The 23,080-nt window shown below is 69.4% G+C and carries 20 protein-coding genes; 11 read left to right on the top strand and 9 right to left on the bottom strand.

The window, feature by feature from the left end; translation table 11 throughout:
- Nucleotides 1-38: 38 nt before the first annotated feature.
- Entirely contained in the window at nucleotides 39-386 is a 348-nt protein-coding gene (locus ACQEWB_RS33895) for a MarR family winged helix-turn-helix transcriptional regulator (protein WP_432837787.1), read from the top strand.
- On the opposite strand, the gene ACQEWB_RS33890 is transcribed toward ACQEWB_RS33895, so the two are convergent.
- Nucleotides 383-1,156, bottom strand: a complete 774-nt coding sequence (locus ACQEWB_RS33890; protein ID WP_432837785.1) for a DUF2127 domain-containing protein — start codon at nucleotides 1,154-1,156, stop codon at nucleotides 383-385. The two genes, ACQEWB_RS33895 and ACQEWB_RS33890, sit on opposite strands and share 4 nt — an antisense overlap.
- A 329-nt stretch (nucleotides 1,157-1,485) precedes the next feature.
- Nucleotides 1,486-2,868 (bottom strand): cation:dicarboxylate symporter family transporter, encoded by a 1,383-nt coding sequence (locus ACQEWB_RS33885; RefSeq protein ID WP_432837783.1) that lies wholly within the window; start codon nucleotides 2,866-2,868, stop codon nucleotides 1,486-1,488.
- Nucleotides 2,869-3,098: 230 nt separating this feature from the next.
- Here ACQEWB_RS33885 and ACQEWB_RS33880 point away from each other — a divergent pair, with 230 nt between their 5' ends.
- The 5 genes from ACQEWB_RS33880 (at nucleotide 3,099) to ACQEWB_RS33860 (ending at nucleotide 8,848) form a co-directional block, all read left to right on the top strand.
- The gene (locus ACQEWB_RS33880; protein ID WP_432837781.1) at nucleotides 3,099-4,781 is read left to right on the top strand and encodes an ATP-binding protein; all 1,683 of its coding nucleotides are present in this window, start codon (nucleotides 3,099-3,101) and stop codon (nucleotides 4,779-4,781) included.
- Entirely contained in the window at nucleotides 4,778-5,473 is a 696-nt protein-coding gene (locus ACQEWB_RS33875) for a response regulator (protein ID WP_432837779.1), read from the top strand. The genes ACQEWB_RS33880 and ACQEWB_RS33875 overlap by 4 nt, the downstream gene beginning before the upstream one ends.
- Before the next feature lie 184 nt (nucleotides 5,474-5,657).
- On the top strand, nucleotides 5,658-7,034 hold the full coding sequence (locus tag ACQEWB_RS33870; protein ID WP_432837777.1) for an extracellular solute-binding protein: 1,377 nt from the start codon (nucleotides 5,658-5,660) through the stop codon (nucleotides 7,032-7,034).
- Nucleotides 7,031-7,966 (top strand): carbohydrate ABC transporter permease, encoded by a 936-nt coding sequence (locus ACQEWB_RS33865; RefSeq protein WP_432837774.1) that lies wholly within the window; start codon nucleotides 7,031-7,033, stop codon nucleotides 7,964-7,966. The genes ACQEWB_RS33870 and ACQEWB_RS33865 overlap by 4 nt, the downstream gene beginning before the upstream one ends.
- A gap of 6 nt (nucleotides 7,967-7,972) precedes the next feature.
- Nucleotides 7,973-8,848 carry a carbohydrate ABC transporter permease gene (locus ACQEWB_RS33860; RefSeq protein WP_432837772.1) on the top strand — a complete coding sequence of 292 codons (876 nt, stop codon included), beginning with the start codon at nucleotides 7,973-7,975 and terminating at the stop codon, nucleotides 8,846-8,848.
- On the opposite strand, the gene ACQEWB_RS33855 is transcribed toward ACQEWB_RS33860, so the two are convergent.
- Nucleotides 8,838-9,050 (bottom strand): pyridoxamine 5'-phosphate oxidase family protein, encoded by a 213-nt coding sequence (locus ACQEWB_RS33855; RefSeq protein WP_432837770.1) that lies wholly within the window; start codon nucleotides 9,048-9,050, stop codon nucleotides 8,838-8,840. The genes ACQEWB_RS33860 and ACQEWB_RS33855 overlap by 11 nt on opposite strands.
- Before the next feature lie 206 nt (nucleotides 9,051-9,256).
- On the opposite strand from ACQEWB_RS33855, the gene ACQEWB_RS33850 reads away from it, so the two are divergent.
- Complete coding sequence (locus ACQEWB_RS33850) at nucleotides 9,257-9,997, top strand: helix-turn-helix domain-containing protein (protein WP_432837768.1); 741 nt, start codon at nucleotides 9,257-9,259, stop codon at nucleotides 9,995-9,997.
- Between the two features lie 29 nt (nucleotides 9,998-10,026).
- Here the strand turns inward: ACQEWB_RS33850 and ACQEWB_RS33845 are convergent, their stop codons facing one another.
- Entirely contained in the window at nucleotides 10,027-11,052 is a 1,026-nt protein-coding gene (locus ACQEWB_RS33845) for an ATP-dependent 6-phosphofructokinase (RefSeq protein ID WP_432837766.1), read from the bottom strand.
- Between the two features lie 261 nt (nucleotides 11,053-11,313).
- On the opposite strand from ACQEWB_RS33845, the gene pta reads away from it, so the two are divergent.
- From pta to pyk, 3 genes are all read left to right on the top strand, one after another.
- The gene (gene pta, locus ACQEWB_RS33840; protein WP_432837764.1) at nucleotides 11,314-13,446 is read left to right on the top strand and encodes a phosphate acetyltransferase; all 2,133 of its coding nucleotides are present in this window, start codon (nucleotides 11,314-11,316) and stop codon (nucleotides 13,444-13,446) included.
- The gene (locus tag ACQEWB_RS33835) at nucleotides 13,443-14,654 is read left to right on the top strand and encodes an acetate kinase (protein ID WP_432837762.1); all 1,212 of its coding nucleotides are present in this window, start codon (nucleotides 13,443-13,445) and stop codon (nucleotides 14,652-14,654) included. The genes pta and ACQEWB_RS33835 overlap by 4 nt, the downstream gene beginning before the upstream one ends.
- Before the next feature lie 89 nt (nucleotides 14,655-14,743).
- Nucleotides 14,744-16,171, top strand: coding sequence for a pyruvate kinase (pyk, locus tag ACQEWB_RS33830; RefSeq protein WP_432837760.1), 1,428 nt, complete (start codon nucleotides 14,744-14,746; stop codon nucleotides 16,169-16,171).
- A gap of 108 nt (nucleotides 16,172-16,279) precedes the next feature.
- Here the strand turns inward: pyk and ACQEWB_RS33825 are convergent, their stop codons facing one another.
- The 4 genes from ACQEWB_RS33825 to ACQEWB_RS33810 all read right to left on the bottom strand — a co-directional run bounded on the left by ACQEWB_RS33825 (nucleotide 16,280) and on the right by ACQEWB_RS33810 (nucleotide 20,540).
- On the bottom strand, nucleotides 16,280-17,581 hold the full coding sequence (locus tag ACQEWB_RS33825) for a hypothetical protein (RefSeq protein WP_432837758.1): 1,302 nt from the start codon (nucleotides 17,579-17,581) through the stop codon (nucleotides 16,280-16,282).
- Nucleotides 17,571-18,134, bottom strand: coding sequence for a DUF6114 domain-containing protein (locus tag ACQEWB_RS33820; RefSeq protein ID WP_432837756.1), 564 nt, complete (start codon nucleotides 18,132-18,134; stop codon nucleotides 17,571-17,573). Before ACQEWB_RS33820 ends, ACQEWB_RS33825 begins: the two co-directional genes overlap by 11 nt.
- A gap of 143 nt (nucleotides 18,135-18,277) precedes the next feature.
- Nucleotides 18,278-18,910 (bottom strand): DUF6230 family protein, encoded by a 633-nt coding sequence (locus ACQEWB_RS33815; protein WP_432837754.1) that lies wholly within the window; start codon nucleotides 18,908-18,910, stop codon nucleotides 18,278-18,280.
- Between the two features lie 649 nt (nucleotides 18,911-19,559).
- The gene (locus tag ACQEWB_RS33810; protein ID WP_432837752.1) at nucleotides 19,560-20,540 is read right to left on the bottom strand and encodes a tetratricopeptide repeat protein; all 981 of its coding nucleotides are present in this window, start codon (nucleotides 20,538-20,540) and stop codon (nucleotides 19,560-19,562) included.
- Between the two features lie 186 nt (nucleotides 20,541-20,726).
- On the opposite strand from ACQEWB_RS33810, the gene ACQEWB_RS33805 reads away from it, so the two are divergent.
- Nucleotides 20,727-21,356, top strand: a complete 630-nt coding sequence (locus ACQEWB_RS33805; RefSeq protein WP_432837750.1) for a TetR/AcrR family transcriptional regulator — start codon at nucleotides 20,727-20,729, stop codon at nucleotides 21,354-21,356.
- Nucleotides 21,357-21,368: 12 nt separating this feature from the next.
- On the opposite strand, the gene ACQEWB_RS33800 is transcribed toward ACQEWB_RS33805, so the two are convergent.
- Nucleotides 21,369-23,069, bottom strand: a complete 1,701-nt coding sequence (locus ACQEWB_RS33800) for an acyl-CoA mutase large subunit family protein (RefSeq protein ID WP_432837747.1) — start codon at nucleotides 23,067-23,069, stop codon at nucleotides 21,369-21,371.
- Nucleotides 23,070-23,080 lie beyond the last annotated feature (11 nt).

The raw sequence follows: 23,080 nt of genomic DNA, 5'->3' as shown, positions 1-23,080 counted from the left end.
CAGGGGCGCGGGGCTGTACCAAATTGCGGCTCCGCCGCGTGGGCGCGACAAGCCACAGCGGACCCGCGGCGTCGGACCCCACCGCAAGCCCCGACGGCACGCGGCTCACCGAACTCGCCGAGCAGGCGCAGGCCGCCAGGCAGACCGCCGGGTTCCTGGTCAACCAGCCGGAGAAGGCGGGCTATGTACGCCGGGAGCGGGACCCGACTGACAGGCGGGCCCGGCTCGTGTGCCTGGCGGAGAAGGCCTGGGCGGCGAAGGAGATCGCCGACGGGGTGGTCGCCGAGGTGGAGAAGGAGTGGGAGGCGCACCTCGGCAAGCGCCGGATGAAGCGGCTCCGGGACGCGCTGACGGCGCTGCGGGAGATCACCGATCCGTGGGCCTAGGCGGCCCCGGCGGGTACGCCCGCCGACTCCTCGACCTCCAGCAAGGAGGCGCTCTCCCGTTCCTCCTCGAAGGCCTTGCGGCCGCCGCGGAGCCCGAACAGGCGCTTGGCGAGGGCGATGTAGAGGACGGCGAGGATGTTGAGGACCAGGGTGGCGATCTTCAAGTAGCTGATGTGCTCGGTGAGTTCGTAGATCTCCAGCGGGAGGAAGGCCGCGGTGGCGACCACGGTCAGGTACTCCGCCCAGCGCTTGGCGTACCAGAGGCCGACCGCCTCGACGAGCTCGATCAGCGCGTAGGCGAGGAGCAGTGCGGCCACCAGCATCAGGGTGGAGTGCTTGTAGCCGAAGGTCTTCTGGATGGTGCCGACGACCGGCGAGTGGTTGAGGTCGTAGTGGAAGTGCTTGAAGACGGGCCGGAAGACGTCGAGGTACTCGTCGAAGAGCCGCCGCACCGAGTCCTGGCTGTTGCTGAACTTCCACACCGCGAGCGCCACCAGCACGATGAAGACACCGCGCACGGCCCGCTCGATCGCCAGGAAGCGCAGGATGAACAGGTCACGCAGGACCTTGCCGCGCGGAACGAGGGGCGCGTGGTCGGCCGGCCCCGAGCCGTGCGGCTCGCCCAGCACGAAGTCGCCACAGCGCAGACAGCGCCAGACGCCCCCGAGGGCGGTCTCCGCGTGCAGCCGCGCCCGCAGCCGGGCCTCGTCCGGCGCATAGGTGACATGGCCCTTACGGGCACAGGTCCGCCGGTCCCAGTCGATCTTCATCCCCCGTGCCTCCCAAACGTGCGCGCGGCCGTGCCGCACCGGTCGATCCGGCACGGCACGGTAGTGCATCGGGGTGTGAGACGACGGGCCGGGGGCTTCAGTTCGCCGCCGTGTCCACGAGTTCCTGGGCCGGCTCGGCCCGCTCCTCGGGCTCTTCCGCTACGACGTCCCGCTTGCGCGGCAGAAAAAGGCCGGGCGGCTGGGCGACGGGGGGACACCCAGCCGCCCGGCGGTCAGGGGCGGCGCATCGCGCCCCGAAGGGGCGCGGGGAACTGCGCGCTCGGCCACAGGCGGCCCGCAGATTCGGACCACCTGTGACCGGCGGAGCGTCAGGCCTTGGCCAGTTCCTTCTCGCCGCCCTGCTCGGGGACCTCGGCGTGCGGCTGGTCGTCCTCGTCGAGGAGCGTCGTCTCGTCGAAGGGCAGGTGGCCGGCGAGGACCTGCTGGACGCGGTCCTTGTCGATCTCCTTGGTCCAGGTGCCGACCAGGACGGTGGCGACCGCGTTGCCCGCGAAGTTGGTGAGGGCGCGGGCCTCGCTCATGAAGCGGTCGATGCCGACGATCAGGCCGACGCCGTCCACCAGGGCGGGCTTGTGCGACTGGAGACCACCGGCCAGGGTCGCGAGGCCGGCGCCGCTGACGCCCGCCGCGCCCTTGGAGGCGAGGAGCAGGAAGAGCAGGAGGGGGATCTGCTCACCGATGGACATCGGGGTGCCCAGGGCGTCGGCGATGTAGAGGGACGCCATGGTCATGTAGATCATGGTGCCGTCGAGGTTGAAGGAGTAACCGGTCGGGACGGTGATGCCGACGACGGACTTGCCGATGCCCAGGTGCTCCATCTTCGCGATGAGTCGCGGCAGCGCCGACTCGGAGGAGGAGGTGGAGAGGATCAGCAGGAACTCGCGGGCCAGGTACTTGAAGAGGACGAAGATGTTCAGCCCGGCGACGGTCCGCAGCAGGATGCCGAGGACGACGAAGACGAAGAGGAAGCAGGTCACGTAGAAGCCGAGCATCAGCACGGCGAGACTCTTCAGCGCGTCGAGACCGGCGGAGCCGACGACCGCGGCGATGGCGCCGAAGGCACCGATCGGGGCGGCCCACATCACCATGCCGAGGATGCGGAAGACGAGCCGCTGGATGTGCTCGACACCACGCAGGATCGGCTGGCCGGTCGAGCCCATGGCCTGCAGCGCGAAGCCGGCGAGCAGCGCGATGAGGAGGGTCTGCAGGATCTGGCCCTCGGTGAAGGCGGAGACGAAGGTGACCGGGATGATCGACAGCACGAAGTCGACCGGCGGCAGCGCGTCGGCGGACACCTGGTCGTGCCCGGAGGCCTTGATCGCGTTGGTGATGTGCAGGCCGTCGCCGGGGTGCAGGATGTTGCCGACGACGAGGCCGATGGTCAGCGCGACCAGCGACATCACCAGGAAGTAGCCGAGCGCGATACCGCCCACGGCGCCGACCTTGGCGGCCTTCCGTACCGAACCGATGCCGAGCACGATCGTGCAGAAGATGATCGGGGCGATCATCATCTTGATCAGGTTCACGAAGCCGGTACCGAGCGGCTTGAGCTCCACACCGGCGTCCGGCCAGATGAGCCCCACGGCGATGCCGAGCGCCACGGCGGCGATGACGGCGATGTACAGGTAATGGGTGCGGTCCCGCTTCACAACGGGTGCGGCAGGTGCCGTATCGGGGGTGCTGGCGGCCACGGCTGCCCTCCTTGACGTCTTCGTCGGCATCACCGGCGTGCGGCTCACGTCCGGATGGAGATGGGGAGTGGAGAAGGAAGGGGAAGCCTTGACCGGAGCCGGGTGTCTGGCCGGAACCGGGTGTGTCGCTTCCGCTCATTCCTCGATGCGGTGACTATGTCGTGCCCTGTGAGGGCGGTCACCCTTCCGTTCATTTAGTTCACGATTGACGTGCGAGGCACACTGACGACATGCGCATCCCCCGCCCGAGACCCCGCAGCCTGGCAGGCCAGCTCTTCGCGATGCAGGCCGTGCTGATAGCGGTGCTCGTGGCCGGATACGCACTGTTCACCTACGTCAGCGACCGGCGGCAGGCCGAGGACGCGGCGGGCCGCCAGGCGACGGCGGTGGCCCGCGCGGTGGCGGACGCGCCCTCGGTGCACGCGGCGATCCGCACCCCGAAGCCCACGACCGAGCTCCAGCCGTACGCACTGCGCGTGATGGCCGACACGGACGTCGACTTCGTCACGATCATGAACCCGAAGGGCATCCGCTGGACCCACCCCGACAAGAACCAGATCGGCAAGCACTTCCTGGGCAACACCGAGCGCGCTCTGAAGGGCGAGACCTTCACGGAGACGTACACGGGAACGCTCGGCGCGTCGGTCCGGGCGGTCACCCCGATCGAGGACGCGCGGCACCGCGTCATCGGCATGGTGAGCGCGGGCATCAAGGTGGAGGCGATCAGCAAGCGGGTACAGGGCCAGCTCACGGCACTGCTGGGCGTGGCCGGCGGGGCCCTCGCCCTGGGCGCGGTCGGCACCTACGTCATCAACGCGCGCCTACGCCGCCACACCCACGGCATGAACGCGGCCGAGCTCAGCCACATGCACGACTACCACCAGGCCGCGCTGCACGCCGTACGCGAAGGGCTGCTGATGCTCGACGGGCAGTACCGGGTGGCGCTGATCAACGACGGCGGCCGTGAGCTGCTGGGCCTGGCCGATGACGCGGTGGGGAAGTCGGTGGCGGAACTCGGCCTCCCGGCTCCGCTGACGGGTGCGCTGCTGGCATCGGAGCCGCGGGTGGACGAGGTGCACCTGACGGCGGACCGGGTGTTGGTCGTCAACACATCGCCGGTGTCGGGCGGCGAGCGGCGCGGGACGGTCGTAACCCTGCGGGATGTCACCGAACTCCAGTCGCTGATGGGCGAGTTGGACTCGGAGCGGGGCTTCACGCAGGCGCTGCGCTCACAGGCGCACGAGGCGGCGAACCGGCTCCACACAGTGGTCTCGCTGATCGAGCTGGGCCGGGCGGAGGAGGCGGTGGACTTCGCCACGGCCGAATTGGAGCTGGCCCAGGCGCTGACCGACCAGGTGGTGGCGGCGGTGGGTGAGCCGGTGCTGGCGGCGCTGCTGCTGGGGAAGACGGCGCAGGCGAACGAACGGGGTGTGGAGCTGGTGGTGTCGGAGGACAGCCGCCTGGACGACGGCCTGCTGCCGGCCTCGCTCCCCGCGCGGGACCTGGTCACCATCCTGGGCAACCTGATCGACAACGCGGTGGACGCGGCGCAGGGGAGCGTGGGGGCGCGGGTGACGGTGACGGCGTATGCGGAGGGGGCGGCCGGTGCAGAAGGTGTGGAAGGGCCGCTGGGGAGCGGGCTCGTTCTCCGGGTCGCGGACACGGGTGTCGGGGTGGATCCGGCCCACGCGGAGCTCGTCTTCCAGCGGGGGTTCTCGACGAAGCCGGCGGGGCCGGGGGGTCGGGGGCTGGGGCTCGCTCTGGTACGGCAGGCGGTGCATCGGCATGAAGGGACGCTGTCGGTGGTGGAGGCTGACAGGGGCGGGGCGGAGTTCGTGGTGAGGTTGCCGTTGCGGACGGCTGGGTCGGGGCCGGAGTCGACGTCGGCGGCTGTGGCGGGAGGTGCGGTGTGAGTGGTGAGCGGGGTGAGGGGCCGATTCGGGTACTGGTCGTCGAGGACGATCCGGTGGCTGCCGACGCGCATGTTATGTACGTGGGGCGGGTGCCGGGGTTCGTTGCGGTGGGGAAGGCGCATACGGGGGCGGAGGCGCGGCGGGTGCTGGACCGTACGGCGGTGGATCTGCTGTTGCTGGATCTGCATCTGCCGGATGTGCACGGCTTGCAGTTCGCGCGCTCGCTCCGGGCCGCCGGGCATCAGGCGGATGTGATCGCGGTGACTTCGGCGCGGGATCTGACGGTGGTGCGGGAGGGGGTGTCGTTGGGGGTCGTGCAGTACGTGCTGAAGCCGTTCACTTTCGCGACGCTTCGGGATCGGCTGGTGCGGTATGCGGAGTTTCGGGGGGCGGCCGGGGAGGCGAGCGGCCAGGACGAGGTGGACCGGGCGCTGGCGACGCTGCGAGCGCCTTCGCCTGCGGCGCTGCCGAAGGGGTTGAGCGGACCGACGTTGGAGCGGGTGACGGTCGCGCTGCGGGAGGCGGAGGAGGGGCTCACTGCGGCGGGGGTTGCGGAGGGGGTGGGGATTTCCCGGATCACGGCTCGGCGGTATCTGGAGCATCTGGTGGAGGCGGGGAGGGCGGCGCGGGCTCCGCAGTACGGGACTGTGGGGCGGCCTGAGTTGGTTTACCGGTGGGTGAAAGGCCCGTAAGCCCCATTGGCGCCCTCTAAGTGAACGGCCGTGCGTCGTACACCACCACCCCGACCGCTCGGAGGAGGCCGTCGAGCCGCCTGCCTCCAAGCCGCCGCAGACGCATTGACCTGACTAGACCACTCCACTTACGTTCACCGGGCAGCCATTCCCGCGCCACAACGAAGTGAAGCCGCTGGAGGTCATGCCCGTGCGCCCCACCGCCGCCCTCCCCGCCCTCCTCCTCACCACCACCCTCGCCGCGACGTCCCTCACCGCCTGCGGCACCGGCTCCGGCAGCAGTCCGGACACCGTGAAGGTCTCCTTCAAGCAGTCCACCGACAACTCCATCAAGGTGATGGACGTCTATCTGGCGGACATCAAGAAGCAGTTCGAGAAGAAGTACCCCGGCAAGAAGGTCGAACTCGTCCCCGTCAAGGCCCCGGACTCGGAGTACTACACCAAGGTCCAGCAGATGCTCCGCTCCCCCAAGACCGCACCGGACCTGGTCTACGAGGACACCTTCCTCATCAACTCCGACATCACCAGCGGGTACTTGAAGCCCCTCGACCCGTACCTCGCCAAGTGGGCGGACTGGGATCAATTCATCGACACCGCCAAGACCGCCGCCAAGGCCGAGGACGGGAAGACGTACGGCGTCCCGGACGGCACCGACACCCGGGGCCTGTGGTTCGACAAGGGAATCTTCAAGAAGGCCGGTCTGCCAGCCAATTGGCAGCCGAAGACCTGGGACGACGTCCTCGCCGCCGCCCGCACGATCAAGCAGAAGGTCCCCGGCGTCGCCCCGATCAACGTCTACACCGGCAAACCCGCCGGCGAGGCCGCCACGATGCAGACCTTCGAGATGCTGCTCTACGGCACGGGCGACGGGACCACGGACCCCCTCTACGACAAGTCGACGAAGAAGTGGATCGCGGGAAGCCAAGGCTTCGAGGACGCGCTGAAGTTCGTCGAGACGGTCTACAAGGAGAAGCTCGGCCCGGACGTCTCCCAGGCCCTCGACCCCAATATCCAGACCATCGTGGCAGGCGACCTGCTGCCCAAGGGCAAGCTCGGCATCGCCCTCGACGGCTCGTGGCTGCCGCAGGCCTGGCTGAAGGGCAGCGGTCACGAATGGCCGCAGTGGTCAAGTGAGTTGGGGCTGGCGTCCATGCCGACCCAGCACGGCCAGGCGCCCGGCAAGGTGAGCATGTCCGGCGGCTGGACCTGGGCGATCCCGTCCAAGGCCGGCAACCCCGACCTGGCCTTCGACTTCATCAAGACCATGCAGACGAAGGCGAACGCCGAGAAGTGGTACATCGCCAACTCCGGCATCGCGGTGCGCAAGGACGTCGCGAGCGACCCCTCGTACGCGACCGCCCAGCCCGGCATCAAGTTCTTCACCGACCTGGTCGCCAGCACGCACTACCGCCCCGCCTACCCCGCGTACCCGAAGGTCTCCACGGCCATCCAGGAGGCGATGGAGGGCGTCACGACGGGTGATCTCTCCGTCGACAAGGCGGCGAGCGGGTACGACGACGAGCTCAAGGACGCCACGGACAACCAGGTCGAGCAGAAGTGACGACGTCGATCCCGAGGGCGGCCAAGTCGCCCTCGCGCCAGCCCACTTCACCGACCCCGGAACCCCGCCGACGCGTCACCCGCACCCTCACCCGCCTCCTCCCCCTCTCCCCCGCCGTCGCCCTTCTCCTCCTCTTCCTCGCGGGCCCGATCGCGTACTGCGCCTACATCGCCTTCACCGACCTCCAGCTCACCGGCCAGGCCCACTCCTCCTTCGTCGGCTTCGCGAACTTCCGCAAGGCCTTCGGTGACGAGGAGTTCATCAACGCCGTATGGCTGACCCTGGTCTTCACGGTCATCTCGTCCCTCCTCGGCCAGAACACGCTCGGCCTGGCCCTGGCAGCCCTGATGCAGCGCGCCTCGAAACCGGTGCGCACCCTCACCGGCGGCATCGTCATCACGGCATGGGTGCTGCCGGAGGTCGTGGCGGGCTTCCTCCTCTACGCCTTCTTCCGTCGCGAGGGCACTCTGAACGCCATCCTGGACTGGCTCCATCTCCCGTCCCAGAACTGGCTGTTCACGCTTCCGATCCTCGCGGTGTCCTTCGCCAACGTCTGGCGCGGGACGGCGTTCTCGATGCTGGTCTACTCGGCCGCGCTGAATGAGATCCCGTCCGAGATCACCGAGGCCGCCGAGGTCGACGGCGCCGGCGGCTGGCGCCGTCTGTGGTACATCACCCTCCCGATGATCCGCCGTTCCATCGGCACGAACCTGATGCTCAACACCCTCCAGACGCTGTCCGTCTTCGGGCTGATCTGGGTGATGACGAGGGGCGGCCCGGGAGACAGGAGCCAGACGCTCCCGCTCTTCATGTACGAACAGGCCTTCCAGAACAGCATGATCGGCTACGGCACCGCGGTCGCCCTGCTGCTCCTGCTCGTCGGCTCCCTCTTCTCACTCGTCTATCTGCGCCTGCTGCGAACGGAGGTCTGATCACCGATGGCCACCGCCACGCCCCGCACCACGGTCGCCCGGGGCACCCCCACGCTCGCCACCCGCCGCCGTACCCGCCGACTCGCCGCGGACTCGGGCCTGTTGGTGGTCGCCGCGGCCTTCGTGCTGCCGCTCGCCTGGGTCCTGCTCTCCTCCGTGGACCCGCACGCCGATCTGCGGGTGAAGGTCCCCGACGGGCTCACCTTCGACAACTTCGACGCGATCCTGACCTCGGACATCACCTTCACGCCGCTCCTCAACAGCCTGATCCTGTGCGGCGGGGCGACGCTCCTCACGGTGGTGTGCGCGGCCCTGGCGGCGTACCCGCTCTCCCGCTTCCGCTCCCGCCTGAACCGCCCCTTCCTCCTGACGATCCTCTTCGCGACGAGCCTGCCGATCACGGCGATCATGGTGCCGGTCTACGCCCTGTTCGTCCGGGTGGATCTGATCGACACCGCTCAGGGCGTGGTCTTCTTCTTCACCGCCTCCCAACTCCCCTTCGCCATCTGGCTGATGAAGAACTTCATGGACGGCGTGCCGAAGGAACTGGAGGAGGCCGCCTGGACCGACGGGGCGAACTCCCTCCAGTCCCTGATCCGCATCGTCCTGCCCCTGATGGGACCCGGCGTCGCGGTCGTCACCGTCTTCTCGTTCGTCCTCATGTGGGGGAACTTCTTCGTCCCCTTCATGCTGCTGCTCACCCCCGACCAGATGCCGGCGAGCGTGAGCATCAACGAGTTCTTCGGAAACCGCGGCATGGTGGCGTACGGCCAGCTCGCCGCGTTCTCGATCGTCTACTCGACCCCGGTGATCCTGCTGTACCTGCTGATCGCCCGACGGTTGGGGGGTGGGTTCGCGCTGGGCGGGGCGGTCAAGGGGTAGGCGACGGCGGAACGTTCGGATTGAGCCGCAGGTTGTCGATCTTCACACGGCCGATCGACGTATCGTCCATGGCGAACTCGCCTTCGACGTCCGCCCACATCCGCGACACCTGAGGCACGCCGTCCGGCCCCACCGTCGCGAGCTGCCAGAGGTTCGGGGCCGGTAGACGCTCGCGAATATGCCTCCCGAGCTTGACGTTCACAAATTCGCCACCCTCCGGGCCGCTCGCCCGAACCGCCTCGCGCCACGCTCATGAGCGCATCCGCCCACCGGCAGACGATCTTCGGCCACCCGTGTGCACCCCGCGCACACCCCGCACATGTGGCCGAATCCGTACGTTCCTACAATCCGTGTTCCTGGCCGAACAGACCGTAGTCACCGCATCCCGACGCCCCTACGTTGTGCCCCGTGCGCCAACCACCTCCCCACCCGAACCGCCCGAGCCACCCCCACCGCCCCCCGCAGCCCGCCCCGCCCTTCGACGCCCCCGCCGCCCGCCGGCTGCGCTCCGCCCTGCGCATGGGCCCCGAGCACGTGGCCTACGGTCTGCGCACCTCGTACGGACTCCCCTACGTCACCCCTGATCTCGTCGTCGCCTGGGAACGCGGGCTGGCCTCCCCCACCAGTCCCGAACTCACCGCCCTCGCAGGCGTGTTGTGGTGTTCCCCCGCCGAACTCCTCGGCCGGCCGCGGACCTTGCGCGAGCACCGCATCGCCCGCGGCCTCGCCCCGGAGGACGTGGCCCGTACCGCCGGGCTCGAACTGCTCGCGTACCTGAACATGGAGGAGCACAACACCTGGCGCGGCAACGACCGTCAGTCCGCCGCCCTCGCCGAGCTCCTCGACCTATCGCTCCCGGACTTCGTGACCGTCACGGGACGCGAGGGCAGGCTCGCCGAGCTGCTGCGCAGCGCCGTGGGCACGCGCTGGCAGGCGTACGTGCGGCCCGTGGGCAAGATCGTGCCCCTGGACCGGCGGCTGCTGGAGGACACCCTCCAGCAGCTGCACCAGGACTACCAGGGGCAGATGGTCGCCTCGCTGAGCTGGGGCGACGGCAACGCGGCGAGCGATTCGAGCGACGCCGGGCGGGACTTCCTGGACCGGGTCGTCGACCACTTCTGGGCCGCGGTCCAGGACAACACCAGCTAGACCGGGGGCGGTTACCAGACCGGGGACGGTCAGAAGACCGACTCCGCCTCGTCCATCCGGTCCTTCGGGACCGTCTTCAGTTCGGTCACCGCCTCCGCCAGCGGCACCATCACGATGTCCGTGCCCTTGAGCGAGGTCATCTTGCCGAACTCGCCCCGGTGCGCCGCCTCCACCGCGTGCCAGCCGAAGCGGGTGGCGAGGACCCGGTCGTAGGCCGTCGGTACGCCACCGCGCTGCACGTGGCCGAGAATGACCGGCTTGGCCTCCTTGCCGAGACGGCGCTCCAGTTCGTACGCCAGTGCCGTGCCAATGCCCTGGAACCGCTCGTGGCCGAACTGGTCGATCTCGCCGTGGCCGTAGTCCATGGAGCCCTCGGCGGGGTGCGCGCCCTCGGCGACGCAGACGACGGCGAACTTCTTGCCGCGGGCGAAGCGCTCCTCGACCATCTTGACCAGGTCGGCCGGGTCGAAGGGGCGTTCGGGGAGGCAGATGCCGTGGGCGCCGGCCGCCATGCCGGACTCCAGCGCGATCCAGCCCGCGTGGCGGCCCATGACCTCGACCACCATCACCCGCTGGTGGGACTCGGCCGTCGTCTTCAGGCGGTCCATCGCCTCGGTGGCGACGCCGACCGCGGTGTCGAAGCCGAAGGTGCGGTCCGTGGAGGAGATGTCGTTGTCGATCGTCTTCGGGACGCCGACGACCGGCAGGCCCGCGTCGGACAGCATCCGGGCCGCCGTCAGCGTGCCCTCGCCGCCGATCGGGATCAGCGCGTCGATGCCGAAGGCCTCGACCATGTCCTCGGCCCGCTCACAGGCCTCGCGCAGGCGGTCGCGCTCCAGGCGGGAGGAGCCGAGGATGGTGCCGCCGCGGGCCAGGATGCCGCTGACCGACTCCAGGTCGAGGGTCCGGTAGTGACCGTCCAGGAGGCCCGCGTAGCCGTCCTCGAAGCCGATGACCTCGTCGCCGTAATTGTCGATGGCGCGGTGTACGACCGAACGGATCACGGCGTTCAGGCCGGGGCAGTCGCCGCCTGCGGTGAGAACTCCGATGCGCATCTGGCTGTGTCTCCTGCTCGGGGGTCGGTACCGGTGAGCCAGTGCGATTGTTTCATGCCGCGCAAGGCGATGTCGCATCTGCGGCCTATAACCCGATTGCCCCTATCGGAGCAACTGGTCCGCCCCGGTCTGCCCCGATGCTGACGGGCGCCCTAACCACCGCCAGGGGTACTGTCAAGAGGGTTCTGCTCACCTCGGTGGGCGATTTTTGTGACGCCGCAAGCCCGAGAGAACGTCGAGAACGCGAAACGGAGAGCACACGTGACGCGCAGCGTATACGTGACCGGAATCGACCGCGGCGACGGCCGCCAGGTCGTCGAGCTGGGAGTCATGGAACTCCTGACCCGCCAGGTCGACCGGGTGGGGGTGTTCCGGCCGCTCGTCCACCATCAGCCCGACCGGCTGTTCGAGCTGCTGCGCGCCCGCTACCGGCTGTCCCAGGACCCGGCCACCGTCTACGGCATGGACTACCACGAGGCCTCCGCACTCCAGGCCGAGCGCGGCAGCGACGAGCTGGTGTCCACGCTCGTCGACCGGTTCCATGTGGTGGCACGGGACTACGACGTCGTCCTCGTCCTCGGGACGGACTTCGCGGACACCCAGCTGCCCGACGAGCTCGCCCTCAACGCCCGGCTCGCCAACGAGTTCGGCGCCTCCGTGATCCCGGTGGTGGGCGGCCGCAAGCAGCCCGCCGAGTCCGTGCTCGCCGAGACGCGCAACGCCTTCCGCGCCTACGACGGCCTCGGCTGCGACGTCCTCGCCATGGTCACCAACCGGGTCGCCCGCGAGGACCGCGACGAGATAGCGCAGCGGCTCGACTCCCGGCTGCCGGTGCCCTGTTACGTCGTACCCGACGAGCCGGCGCTCTCCGCGCCGACCGTCTCCCAGATCGCCCAGGCGCTGAACGCCAAGGTCGTGCTGGGCGACGACTCGGGGCTGGCGCGGGACGCGCTCGACTTCGTCTTCGGCGGCGCGATGCTGCCGAAGTTCCTGTCCGCCCTGACCCCGGGCTGCCTGGTCGTCACCCCCGGCGACCGCGCCGACCTGGTGATCGGGTCGCTCGCCGCGCACAGCGCCGGCACCCCGCCGATAGCCGGCGTGCTGCTCACCCTGGGCGAGGCCCCCGGCGACGACGTCCTCACCCTCGCCGCCCGGCTCGCCCCCGGCACCCCGGTGCTCTCGGTGCCCGGCATGAGCTTCCCGACGGCGGAGCAACTCTTCGCGCTGGAAGGGAAGTTGAACGCGGCCACGCCCAGGAAGGCGGAGACCGCGCTCGGCCTCTTCGAGCGGTACGTCGACACCGGCGACCTGATCAAGCGGGTCTCGGCGCCGAGCAGCGACCGCCTCACCCCGATGATGTTCGAGCACCAGCTCCTCGAACAGGCCCGCTCCGACAAGCGCCGGGTCGTCCTCCCGGAGGGCACCGAGGAGCGCATCCTGCACGCGGCCGAGGTGCTGCTGCGCCGCGGCATCTGCGACCTCACCCTGCTCGGGCCCGTCGACCAGATCCGCAAGAAGGCCGCCGACCTCGGCATCGACCTGGGCGACTCCCAGCTGATCGACCCCGCCACCAGCGAGCTGCGCGACTCCTTCGCCGAGCGGTACGCCACCTTCCGCGCCCACAAGGGCGTCACCGTCGAGCTGGCCTACGACGTCGTGAGCGACGTCAACTACTTCGGCACGCTGATGGTCCAGGAGGGGCTGGCCGACGGCATGGTGTCGGGTTCGGTGCACTCGACGGCCGCGACCATCCGCCCGGCCTTCGAGATCATCAAGACCAGGCCGGACGCCGGCATCGTCTCGTCCGTCTTCTTCATGTGCCTCGCCGACAAGGTCCTCGTCTACGGCGACTGCGCGGTGAACCCCGACCCGGACGCCCGGCAGCTCGCCGACATCGCCATCCAGTCGGCCGCCACCGCCGAGCAGTTCGGCGTGGAGCCGCGGATCGCGATGCTGTCGTACTCCACCGGTACGTCGGGCTCGGGCGCCGACGTCGACAAGGTGCGGGAGGCCACCGAGCTGGTGCGCGACCGGCGGCCCGACCTGAAGACCGAGGGGCCGATCCAGTACGACGCCGCGGTGGAGCCGACGGTCGCCCAGACCAAGCTGCCGGAATCCGAAGTGGCGGGACAGGCAACGGTTCTGATCTTTCCGGACCTCAATACAGGTAACAACACGTACAAGGCCGTGCAGCGTTCGGCCGGCGCGATCGCCGTCGGCCCGGTGCTGCAGGGCCTGCGCAAGCCGGTCAACGACCTGTCCCGGGGCGCCCTGGTCTCGGACATCGTCAACACGGTCGCCATCACGGCGATCCAGGCCCAGTCCCCGTCCGAGAACCCGTCCGCCCCGTCCCCGAGCGCCCCGTCCCCGACCGAGAAGGCATCCGTCCAGTGAGCGCGACCCGAGTCCTCGTCCTCAACTCCGGCTCCTCGTCGGTGAAGTACCAGCTGCTCGACATGGCGGACGGCGGCCGGCTCGCCATGGGCCTGGTCGAGCGGATCGGCGAGGAGACCTCCCGGCTGAAGCACACGCCGCTCGTGACGGGCGGGGAGTCCCGGGAGTGGAGCGGGACGATCGCCGACCACGAGGCCGCCCTGCAGGCCGTATCGGAAGAGCTGGCCAAGGACGGGCTGGGCCTCGACTCCCCGGAGCTGGCCGCGATCGGCCACCGGGTCGTGCACGGCGGACAGGCCTTCACCGAGCCGACCGTCGTCGACGGCGCCGTGCTCGCCGAGATCGAGCGGCTGATCCCGGTCGCCCCGCTGCACAACCCGGCCAACCTCACCGGCATCCGCACGGCCATGGCCCTGCGCCCCGACCTCCCCCAGGTCGCCGTCTTCGACACCGCGTTCCACACCACGATGCCGGAGTCGGCCGCGCGCTACGCGATCGACGTCAAGACCGCCGACGAGCACCGAATCCGGCGGTACGGCTTCCACGGCACCTCGCACGCCTACGTCTCCCGGGCCACCGCCGAGCTGCTGGGCAGGGCGCCGGAGGAGGTGAACGTGATCGTGCTGCACCTGGGCAACGGCGCGTCCGCGTCGGCGGTCCGGGGCGGCCGGTGCGTGGACACCTCCATGGGGCTGACCCCGCTGGAGGGACTCGTGATGGGGACCCGGTCCGGAGACCTGGATCCGGCCGTCATCTTCCATTTGGCGCGAGTTGGCGGAATGTCCATCGCTGAAATCGACACTCTTCTCAACAAGAAGAGCGGGCTCGTCGGCCTGTGCGGCGACAACGACATGCGGGAGATACGGCGCCGCGTCGACGAGGGCGACGAGGCCGCACGGCTCGCCTTCGACATCTACATTCACCGCCTGAAGAAGTACATCGGCGCCTATTACGCCGTGCTCGGTACGGTGGACGCGATCGCGTTCACGGCCGGGGTCGGCGAGAACGCGGCGCCGGTGCGGGAGGCGGCCGTCGCGGGCCTGGAGACCCTGGGCCTGGCGGTGGACGGCGCGCTGAACGCCGTACGCAGTGACGAACCGCGACTGATCTCGCCCGCGGACGCACGGGTGAAGGTCGCCGTGGTGCCGACCGACGAAGAACTGGAAATCGCGACGCAGACCTACGCCCTCGTCAAAAAGATCGACTGAGCGGTAACGCAGCTGAGCGTCGACCCGCCCATTTGTATCTTCCGCCAGACGGAATATTCCGCGGCGAAACAAACCGATAGGATCGCCCCATGCGCCGTTCGAAAATCGTCTGTACTCTCGGCCCCGCGGTCGACTCCCACGAAATGCTGGTCTCGATGATCGAGGCCGGAATGAACGTGGCCCGTTTCAACTTCAGCCACGGCACCCACGCCGAGCACCAGGGGCGGTACGACCGCGTCCGTGCCGCGGCCAAGGAGACCGGCCGGGCCATCGGTGTCCTCGCCGACCTCCAGGGCCCGAAGATCCGCCTGGAGACCTTCGCCGAGGGTCCGGTCGAGCTCGAGCGCGGTGACGAGTTCGTCATCACCATCGAGGACGTCCCGGGTGACAAGACCATCTGCGGTACGACCTACAAGGGTCTGCCGGGTGACGTCGACCGCGGCGACCAGATCCTGATCAACGACGGCAACGTCGAGCTGAAGGTGCTGGACGTCGAGGGCCCCCGGGTCAAGACGATCGTCATCGAGGGCGGTGTCGTCTCCGACCACAAGGGCATCAACCTGCCCGGCGCCGCGGTCAACGTGCCGGCGCTGTCCGAGAAGGACGTCGAGGACCTCCGCTTCGCGCTGCGCATGGGCTGCGACATGGTCGCGCTGTCCTTCGTCCGCGACGCCAAGGACGTGGCCGACGTCCACCGCGTGATGGACGAGGAGGGGCGCCGCGTCCCGGTCATCGCCAAGGTGGAGAAGCCGCAGGCGGTGGAGAACATGGAGGCCGTCGTGATGGCCTTCGACGCCGTCATGGTGGCCCGTGGCGACCTGGCCGTCGAGTACCCGCTCGAGAAGGTCCCGATGGTGCAGAAGCGCCTCATCGAGCTGTGCCGCCGCAACGCCAAGCCGGTGATCGTGGCGACCCAGATGATGGAGTCGATGATCACCAACTCCCGCCCGACCCGCGCCGAGGCCTCCGACGTGGCCAACGCGATCCTGGACGGCGCGGACGCGGTCATGCTGTCCGCGGAGTCCTCCGTCGGCGCCTACCCGGTCGAGACCGTGAAGACGATGTCGAAGATCGTCGCCGCGGCCGAGCAGGAGCTGATGAGCAAGGGCCTGCAGCCGCTGGTGCCGGGCAAGAAGCCGCGTACGCAGGGTGGTTCGGTCGCGCGCGCCGCGTGCGAGATCGCGGACTTCCTCGGTGGCCGCGGCCTGGTGGCCTTCACCCAGTCCGGCGACACCGCCCGCCGGCTCTCGCGCTACCGCGCCGAGCAGCCGATCATCGCCTTCACCACCGACGAGGGCACCCGCAACCAGCTGACGCTCAGCTGGGGCGTGGAGTCGCACGTGGTGCCGTTCGTGAACACCACGGACGAAATGGTCGACATGGTCGACCAGGAGATCGCCAAGATCAACCGGTTCAACCCGGGCGACATCGTCATCATCACGGCCGGCTCGCCCCCCGGCGTCCCCGGCACCACCAACATGCTCCGCGTCCACCACATGGGCGGCGGCAACAACTGACCGCTCCGCAAAGGCTCTTGAAGCCTCCGGTACGGCGCTGAGGGCGCCCCCTGTCGAAGGGGGCGCCCTCAGGCGTTGTGCGGCTCCCGAACGGGTCTGTGGCGGCGCTCAGCCGGTGCCGTCGGTGGTGTACACATGCATGCCGGGCACGTGCAGGGTGCCGCCGAACTGCGCGGCCTGGACGACCTTCACGTTGGTGAAGTAGATCAACGGGATGTTCAGCGGCGGCGGGTTGTCGGGGCTGAACGTGATCGGGATCAGCCCGAACAGGTTCCCGGAGATGGACTCCGTGTACATCGTGGTGGCGCCGTCGGTGATCGTGGACGTCGAACCCGACGCGGCCTGCACGTGGTACGTCTTGTCGACGTCGGTGTCCTTGACCGTCTGGTGCAGGTCGCCGATGTCGGTACCGCCGGAGATGACGTACTTCAGCACCTTCTTCTTGGTGCCGTTGGCCGTCTTCACCTCGACCACGCCCTGGTAGTCGGCGCTCTTCAGCGTCAGCGAGCTGGCGCTGAGGTACCAGGGGTCGTCCGCCACCGCCACCTTGTTGTCGACGCCGCTCTCGTCGTCGGTCGCGGCCGGGCAGTCCTCCGCGTCCGTGCTCGAACTCGCCGAGGGGCTCGCGGAGGAGGTGGCCGCGTCGGCCGCCTCCTCGACCGCCTTGGTGGCGCTGTCCGCCGCCTTGGTCGCCGTGTCGGTGGTGTCCTCGACGGTGTCGGTGACCTTCTTGGTCGTGTCCTTGACCGTGTCGGAGACGCTGGAGTCCGACGAGTCCTCGGTGGCGCTCGCCGAGGGCGAGGCGGAGGCGGACGGCGTCGCGCTCGCGCTCGACGTCGAACTGCTGCTGCCACCGGTGAGGATGTCGCTGATCGTGTTGCCGATGTCGTCCAGCAGACCGCCGCTGGTGCTGCTCGCCGACGCCGAAGGGGTCGACGTGGCGGTGCTGTCGGACGACTTGCTCGCCGAAGCCGACGGCGAGGGCGTCGCCTCGTCGGAACCTGAATCCGACGAGGAGGACGTGTCCGAGTCCGACGACGAGTCCGAGGAGTCCTTCGACGTGTCCGCGGAGGCGGACGGCGAGGGCGTGGCCTCGTCGGCCGACGAGCTGGAGCTCGCCGAGGCGGACGGCGAGGCCGAGGAGTCGGCCAGCGCCGTGACGCAGTCCTTGTACTCGTCGGCGGTCAGGCTCTTCGAGGACGAGGAGCCACCGCTGTCGGCGAGGGCGAGCGAGGACGTGAAGCCCATGCCCATGAGGACCGCGGTGGGCATCGCCACCGTGGCTATCGCCTTGCCGGCCGGCATGTGGAACCTGGTGAACAGCGGCTTCTTGGGTGCCGCGTGGCGCGGCCCGGTTCTCACACGGGACTCGTCCACATCAGTCCCGTGGGTCACCTCGTCAGCCGGCACTGTGCCTCCCGTTCGCCCCGTTCGCCGGGCTCGTTCCTGACAGATCGTTCGGCTCGCCCACCACGGGCTTGAGGATGGTGGTGTCCGGGTCCGGGGCCGCGGCCTCCGGGGTACCGCCCGCGGCGGGCGGCTCCTCCTGCGCGGCCTCGGCCGGCGGCTCGCCCGGCGCCCAGGCCACGGCCATCGCGCCGCCGACCAGGGCGAGCAGGAAGCCCATCAGGAAGCCGCCGAGGTTGGACACGGGGATGGACACCAGCCCCAGCAGGATCGCCGCGACGCCCGCGAAGGTACGGACGTGCTTCTGGAACCAGAGGCTGAAGCCCAGTACGACGAGCAGCACGCCGATGATCAGGGACCCGGCGCCCGCCGTGGTGGCCATCGCCAGCGTCAGATGGCCCACCTGGAGGTGGGCGTAGGGGAAGTACGCGATGGGGAGACCGGCGAGCATGACGAAGAGGCCGGCCCAGAACGGCCGTGCGCCCCGCCAGGCGCGGAACTGCGTCCTCCGGCTGTCGAACTGGCCGGGGGACACGGCAGGAGTCTCGGCGCTCATGGAAAACAGCTCCCTGGTGCGGCTTTGCTGTGGCGGTGGTGCTGGTGGTGATGCTGTGGTGGTGAGTTGTACTCGGTGTGAAGAAAGTGCTGGAAGGGGGACGGGCGGGGGCGCCATAGGCTCCCCCGCCCGTCATGGAGTGCTTAGTAGCACTCCTTGACGCCCGTCGAGACGGACATCTTCAGCCCGCTGAGCTTGAAGGTTCCGGCAGTGGTGGCCCACGCCGTCTGCTTCACGCCGGTCAGCGTGGCCGACTCGGCCTGCTGCGCGAATCCGTACGGGTTCGCGGTGTCACCGCTCTTGATGCCGGGGCCCTTGCTGGCGCTTCCGGCGGCCACACCGATGTCGATGTTCTTGAACGTCGCGTCGGCGCTCAGGTCATCGAGGTCGATGTAGAGGTTGTCGGCCTCGACCGGCGTGTCGCCGCCGCCCGCCTTCAGGATCAGGCTGACGCTGCCGATGATCGGGATGTCCGGGGTGACCACGGACTGGCACAGGCCCTTGATGGTCGCGGACTTGAACGCCGAGACCGCGACCGGGTGGGCCGTCTTCTTGCCGTCGAGGGTGTACCCCGAGTCAACGGCACCGTACTGAGCGAAGCCGGTACCCGTCAGCTGGTCGGCCGTGACCTTGAACTGCTGACCGGACACGCTGAACGACGCGGCGAGAGCGCCCTGCGCGAGGGCGACACCTATCGCGGCCGTAGCGGCGACGCTGGGCACCATGACCACAGCGAACCGCTTCCATCTGGTCCCGCCACGCACCTGGGACTCCATATTTCCTCCTTCTCGGACGTACATCTCCTGACCCTGACTGCCCCCTATTGGCGGCTCAGCCGGGCAGGGATGGGAGAAGTGCTACGTCCTCGGGAAGGAGAGCGCCTGCTGCTCGGAGGCGCTGAAACCGCGCACCGATCACCGGCGATCACCCCCGAGCGACAACCACTGGTCGCGCCTGACACGCATCACGCACAACCTTGCTGGACAGGCTTCGCCGGATGAGCGAAGACCCCCCTGCCCAAGAGCCGGCGCCAGGGACGCCGTCTCTGCTCGGTGGGGACCCAGGAACTCCAGCGACCCGACCGGCTGTCGGGGTACGGGAATGGACCGAGCGTCGCCGATCGTGGTGCATTCTCGCCGCCCGCACAAGGGGCTTCGTTACTGGGTAGTAACGGCCGGATAACCGAACAACGACCCACAGGTCTCGGGTGGCGACGCAGGGTGCAGCCGAGGGGGAGGACAAAGCCGTTGATGAATGGACAGAATCCGACAGATCAACGGCCGTAACTTACTCGCAGTAACAGCGGCCGCGATTACCAAGATTTGGTAAAGCGCGGCCGCACTGACGTTCCGTCGGCAAATCTTTCACTCGGGCATCACATGCAGTGGCGTTTAGTCACTGGTCAGAACCGGGCTGCCGCCCCGCTCAGAACAGCGCGCGCGCAAGGGCTCTGCGGGCCGCCGCCACCCGCGGATCATCCGCCCCGACCACCTCGAAGAGCTCCAGCAGTCGCAAACGTACGGTGTCCCGGTCGTCACCCGCCGTGCGTCGCACGGTGTCGATGAGCCGCCCGAAGGCGTCCTCCACATGACCGCCGACCAGATCGAGGTCCGCCGCGACGATCTGCGCGTCGACGTCGGCCGGCTTCTCCGCCGCGTCCTTGCGCACCCGCTGCGGGTCGAGCCCCTGCACACGCTGGAGCAACTCGGCCTGCGCGAGCCCGAGTTTGGCCTCCGGGTTGCCCGGGTCGTCGGCCAGCACGTTCTTGTACGCCTGGACCGCACCGCCCAGATCCCCCGAGTCCAGGGCCTGCACGGCCGCTTCGAGGAGGGCGTCGTACGGGCCGACCTGCTCCGCCGCGACCGCCTCGCGGGCGGCACCGGGCTCGGCGTCGGGGTCGACCGTCAGACCGGTCAGACCGAAGCGCTGCTCGGCGACCTGCACCAGCTGGTCGAGGGTCTCGCGGATCTGCTGTTCGCCCGCGGCCCCCTGGAAGAGCGGCAGCGCCTGTCCCGCGACCACGGCGAAGACGGCCGGGATCCCCTGGATCTGGAACTGCTGCATCAACATCTGGTTGGCGTCGACGTCGACCTTGGCGAGCAGGAAGCGCCCGGCGTACTCGACGGCGAGCCGCTCCAGGACCGGGCTCAGCTGCTTGCAGGGCTCGCACCACTCGGCCCAGAAGTCGATGACGACGGGCACCTCGGTGGACCGCTGCAGGATGTCGCGCTCGAACCCGGCCTCGTCTACGTCGATCACCAGGTCGGCCGGGGAGACGGCGCCCGTGCCGCCGCCCTGCCGGGCGGCTTCGGCGCGCGCCTGCTCCGCCTTCGTCTTGGCCTCCTGGGCCGCCTTCACCGCGGCGAGGTCGACGACTCCGCTCATGGACATGTTCCGTGGCTGCATGCGTCTATCCTCCCCCGATCCCGCGCGCAAGTGAAAAGCGTTGTGAAAGCCGGTCGTGCTGTTCGCTGTTGGACGTCATGAGCTTTCGCTACGAGTCGTAGCGTAATGGCATCGGGTGCCTCTCCGGTACCACCCCCCAGTGATCTCCCTCACGGCCTCACAGGAAACGCCGGTTATGGTCATGGGATGCAGAGCCGCACTCCCGCCCCACGCGCCGCAGGACGCCCGCGCAGCGCCGAGGCCGACGCCGCGATCCTGGCGGCGACCCGGGAGGCGCTGGTGGAGCTGGGCTGGTCCAAGCTCACCCTGGGAGACGTGGCGACGCGGGCCGGGGTTGCGAAAACGACCCTGTACCGCCGCTGGGCCGGCAAGAACGAGCTGGTCGTCGACGCGGTCGCCGAACTCTTCGACGAACTGCGGCTGCCCGACCGCGGCACGCTGGCCGCCGACATCGAGGGCGTGGTGCTCCAGTTCGCGGCGATCCTGGCCCGCCCGGAGGCCCGGAGCGGCCTGATGGCGGTGGTCGCGGAGTCGACCCGCGACGAGGCGCTGCGGGAGCGGATCCGGGAGTCGATCGTGGACCGGCAGAAGCGCCTGGTCCTGGAGGGCCGGGCCCGGGCCCAGACGCGCGGCGAGCTGCCGCCGGAGACCGACCCCGGGGAGACGGCCCGTACGGTCGACCTGATCTTCGACGTGGTGGCGGGCGCGGTCGTACACCGCACGCTGGTGAGCGCGGAACCGGCGGACGAGGAATGGGTACGCAGCTTCACCCGGGTCCTGCTGCTGGGGCTGTCGGGGGCGTCGCAGGCCCTGTAGCGGCCCGGCGGTTCAGAAGCCCGGGGGCTCGGTGTACACGCCCCACTCGTCCCGGAGCACCCCGCAGATCTCCCCCAGCGTCGCCTCGGCCCGGACCGCCTCCAGCATCGGCCCGATCATGTTGGCGCCACCGCGCGCCGCGGCGAGCATCCCGCCGAGCGCGCCCCGCACAGCGGCCTCGTCCCGCGAGCCCTTCCGCTCCCGAAGCAGCCGTACCTGCTCCCGCTCCACCTCGTGGCCGACCCGCAGGATCTCCAGGTCGCCGGTGACCGACCCGGTGTGGACGTTCACCCCCACGACCCTCTTCTCCCCCTTCTCCAGCGCCTGTTGGTACCGGAAGGCGGACTCGGCGATCTCGCCGGTGAACCAGCCGTCCTCGATCCCGCGCAGGATCCCGGAGGTGACCGGCCCGATCGGGTGCCGCCCGTCCGGATGCGCCCTGAGCCCCCGCTCCTTGATCCGCTCGAAGATCTTCTCGGCGTCGGCCTCGATCCGGTCGGTCAGCTGCTCCACGAACCACGAACCACCCAGCGGATCCGCCACGTTGGCGACCCCGGTCTCCTCCATCAGCACCTGCTGGGTCCGCAGCGCGATCTCCGCGGCCCGCTCGCTCGGCAGCGCGAGGGTCTCGTCCAGGGCGTTGGTGTGCAGCGAGTTGGTCCCGCCGAGCACGGCGGCGAGCGCCTCGACGGCCGTACGCACGACGTTGTTGTACGGCTGCTGGGCAGTGAGCGAGACGCCGGCGGTCTGCGTGTGGAAACGCAGCCACTGCGCCTTCTCGCTCCTCGCCCCGTACACGTCCCGCATCCACCGCGCCCAGATCCTGCGCGCCGCGCGGAACTTGGCGATCTCCTCGAAGAAGTCGACGTGCGCGTCGAAGAAGAAGGAGAGCCCCGGCGCGAACACGTCCACGTCCAGCCCGCGGCTCAACCCCAGCTCCACGTACCCGAATCCGTCGGCGAGCGTGTAGGCGAGCTCCTGCGCGGCCGTCGCCCCCGCCTCCCGGATGTGGTAGCCGGAGACGGACAGCGGCTTGTAGGCAGGAATCCCGGTCGCGCAGTACTCCATCAGATCGCCGATCAGCCGCAGATGGGGCTCCGGCCGGAAGAGCCACTCCTTCTGGGCGATGTACTCCTTGAAGATGTCGGTCTGGAGGGTCCCGTTGAGGACACCGGGGTCCACCCCCTGCCGCTCGGCGGCGACCAGGTACATGCAGAAGACGGGCACGGCGGGCCCGCTGATGGTCATGGAGGTGGTGACGTCCCCCAGCGGGATGTCCCGGAACAGCACCTCCATGTCGGCGGCGGAGTCGACGGCGACACCACAGTGCCCGACCTCCCCGAGCGACCGGGGATCGTCGCTGTCCCGCCCCATGAGCGTGGGCATGTCGAAAGCGACGGACAATCCCCCTCCCCCGTTCCGGAGGATCGTCCGGTACCGCTCATTGGTCTGCCCGGCGCTCCCGAACCCGGCGAACTGCCGGATGGTCCAGGTCCGCCCGCGGTACCCGGTGGCATACAGCCCCCGGGTGTACGGATACTCCCCCGGCCACCCGATCCGCTCGAACCCCTCGTACACGTCCCCGGGCCGGGGCCCGTACACGGCCTCCACCGGATCCCCGGAGACCGTACCGAAGTCCGCCTCCCGCTTCCGCGAGGCGTCGTACCGGGCCTGCCAACGAAGGCGGCCCTCCTCGATGGCGTCAGCGTCCATACCACCGAATT

Source organism: Streptomyces sp. CA-249302 (assembly GCF_050936785.1).
Taxonomy (GTDB): domain Bacteria; phylum Actinomycetota; class Actinomycetes; order Streptomycetales; family Streptomycetaceae; genus Streptomyces.
The sequence above is the reverse complement of the archived record's forward strand: the minus strand, read 5'-3'. Positions and strand labels throughout refer to the sequence as shown.

Bases quoted from the DNA above. Each gene is read 5' to 3' on its own strand.
- ACQEWB_RS33890 (WP_432837785.1), bottom strand. From the start codon at position 1,156: ATGAAGATCGACTGGGACCGGCGGACCTGTGCCCGTAAGGGCCATGTC.
- ACQEWB_RS33880 (WP_432837781.1), top strand. From the start codon at position 3,099: ATGCGCATCCCCCGCCCGAGACCCCGCAGCCTGGCAGGCCAGCTCTTC.
- ACQEWB_RS33870 (WP_432837777.1), top strand. From the start codon at position 5,658: ATGCCCGTGCGCCCCACCGCCGCCCTCCCCGCCCTCCTCCTCACCACC.
- ACQEWB_RS33860 (WP_432837772.1), top strand. From the start codon at position 7,973: ATGGCCACCGCCACGCCCCGCACCACGGTCGCCCGGGGCACCCCCACG.
- ACQEWB_RS33845 (WP_432837766.1), bottom strand. From the start codon at position 11,052: ATGCGCATCGGAGTTCTCACCGCAGGCGGCGACTGCCCCGGCCTGAAC.
- pyk (WP_432837760.1), top strand. From the start codon at position 14,744: ATGCGCCGTTCGAAAATCGTCTGTACTCTCGGCCCCGCGGTCGACTCC.
- ACQEWB_RS33820 (WP_432837756.1), bottom strand. From the start codon at position 18,134: ATGAGCGCCGAGACTCCTGCCGTGTCCCCCGGCCAGTTCGACAGCCGG.
- ACQEWB_RS33815 (WP_432837754.1), bottom strand. From the start codon at position 18,910: ATGGAGTCCCAGGTGCGTGGCGGGACCAGATGGAAGCGGTTCGCTGTG.
- ACQEWB_RS33810 (WP_432837752.1), bottom strand. From the start codon at position 20,540: ATGCAGCCACGGAACATGTCCATGAGCGGAGTCGTCGACCTCGCCGCG.
- ACQEWB_RS33805 (WP_432837750.1), top strand. From the start codon at position 20,727: ATGCAGAGCCGCACTCCCGCCCCACGCGCCGCAGGACGCCCGCGCAGC.
- ACQEWB_RS33800 (WP_432837747.1), bottom strand. From the start codon at position 23,069: ATGGACGCTGACGCCATCGAGGAGGGCCGCCTTCGTTGGCAGGCCCGG.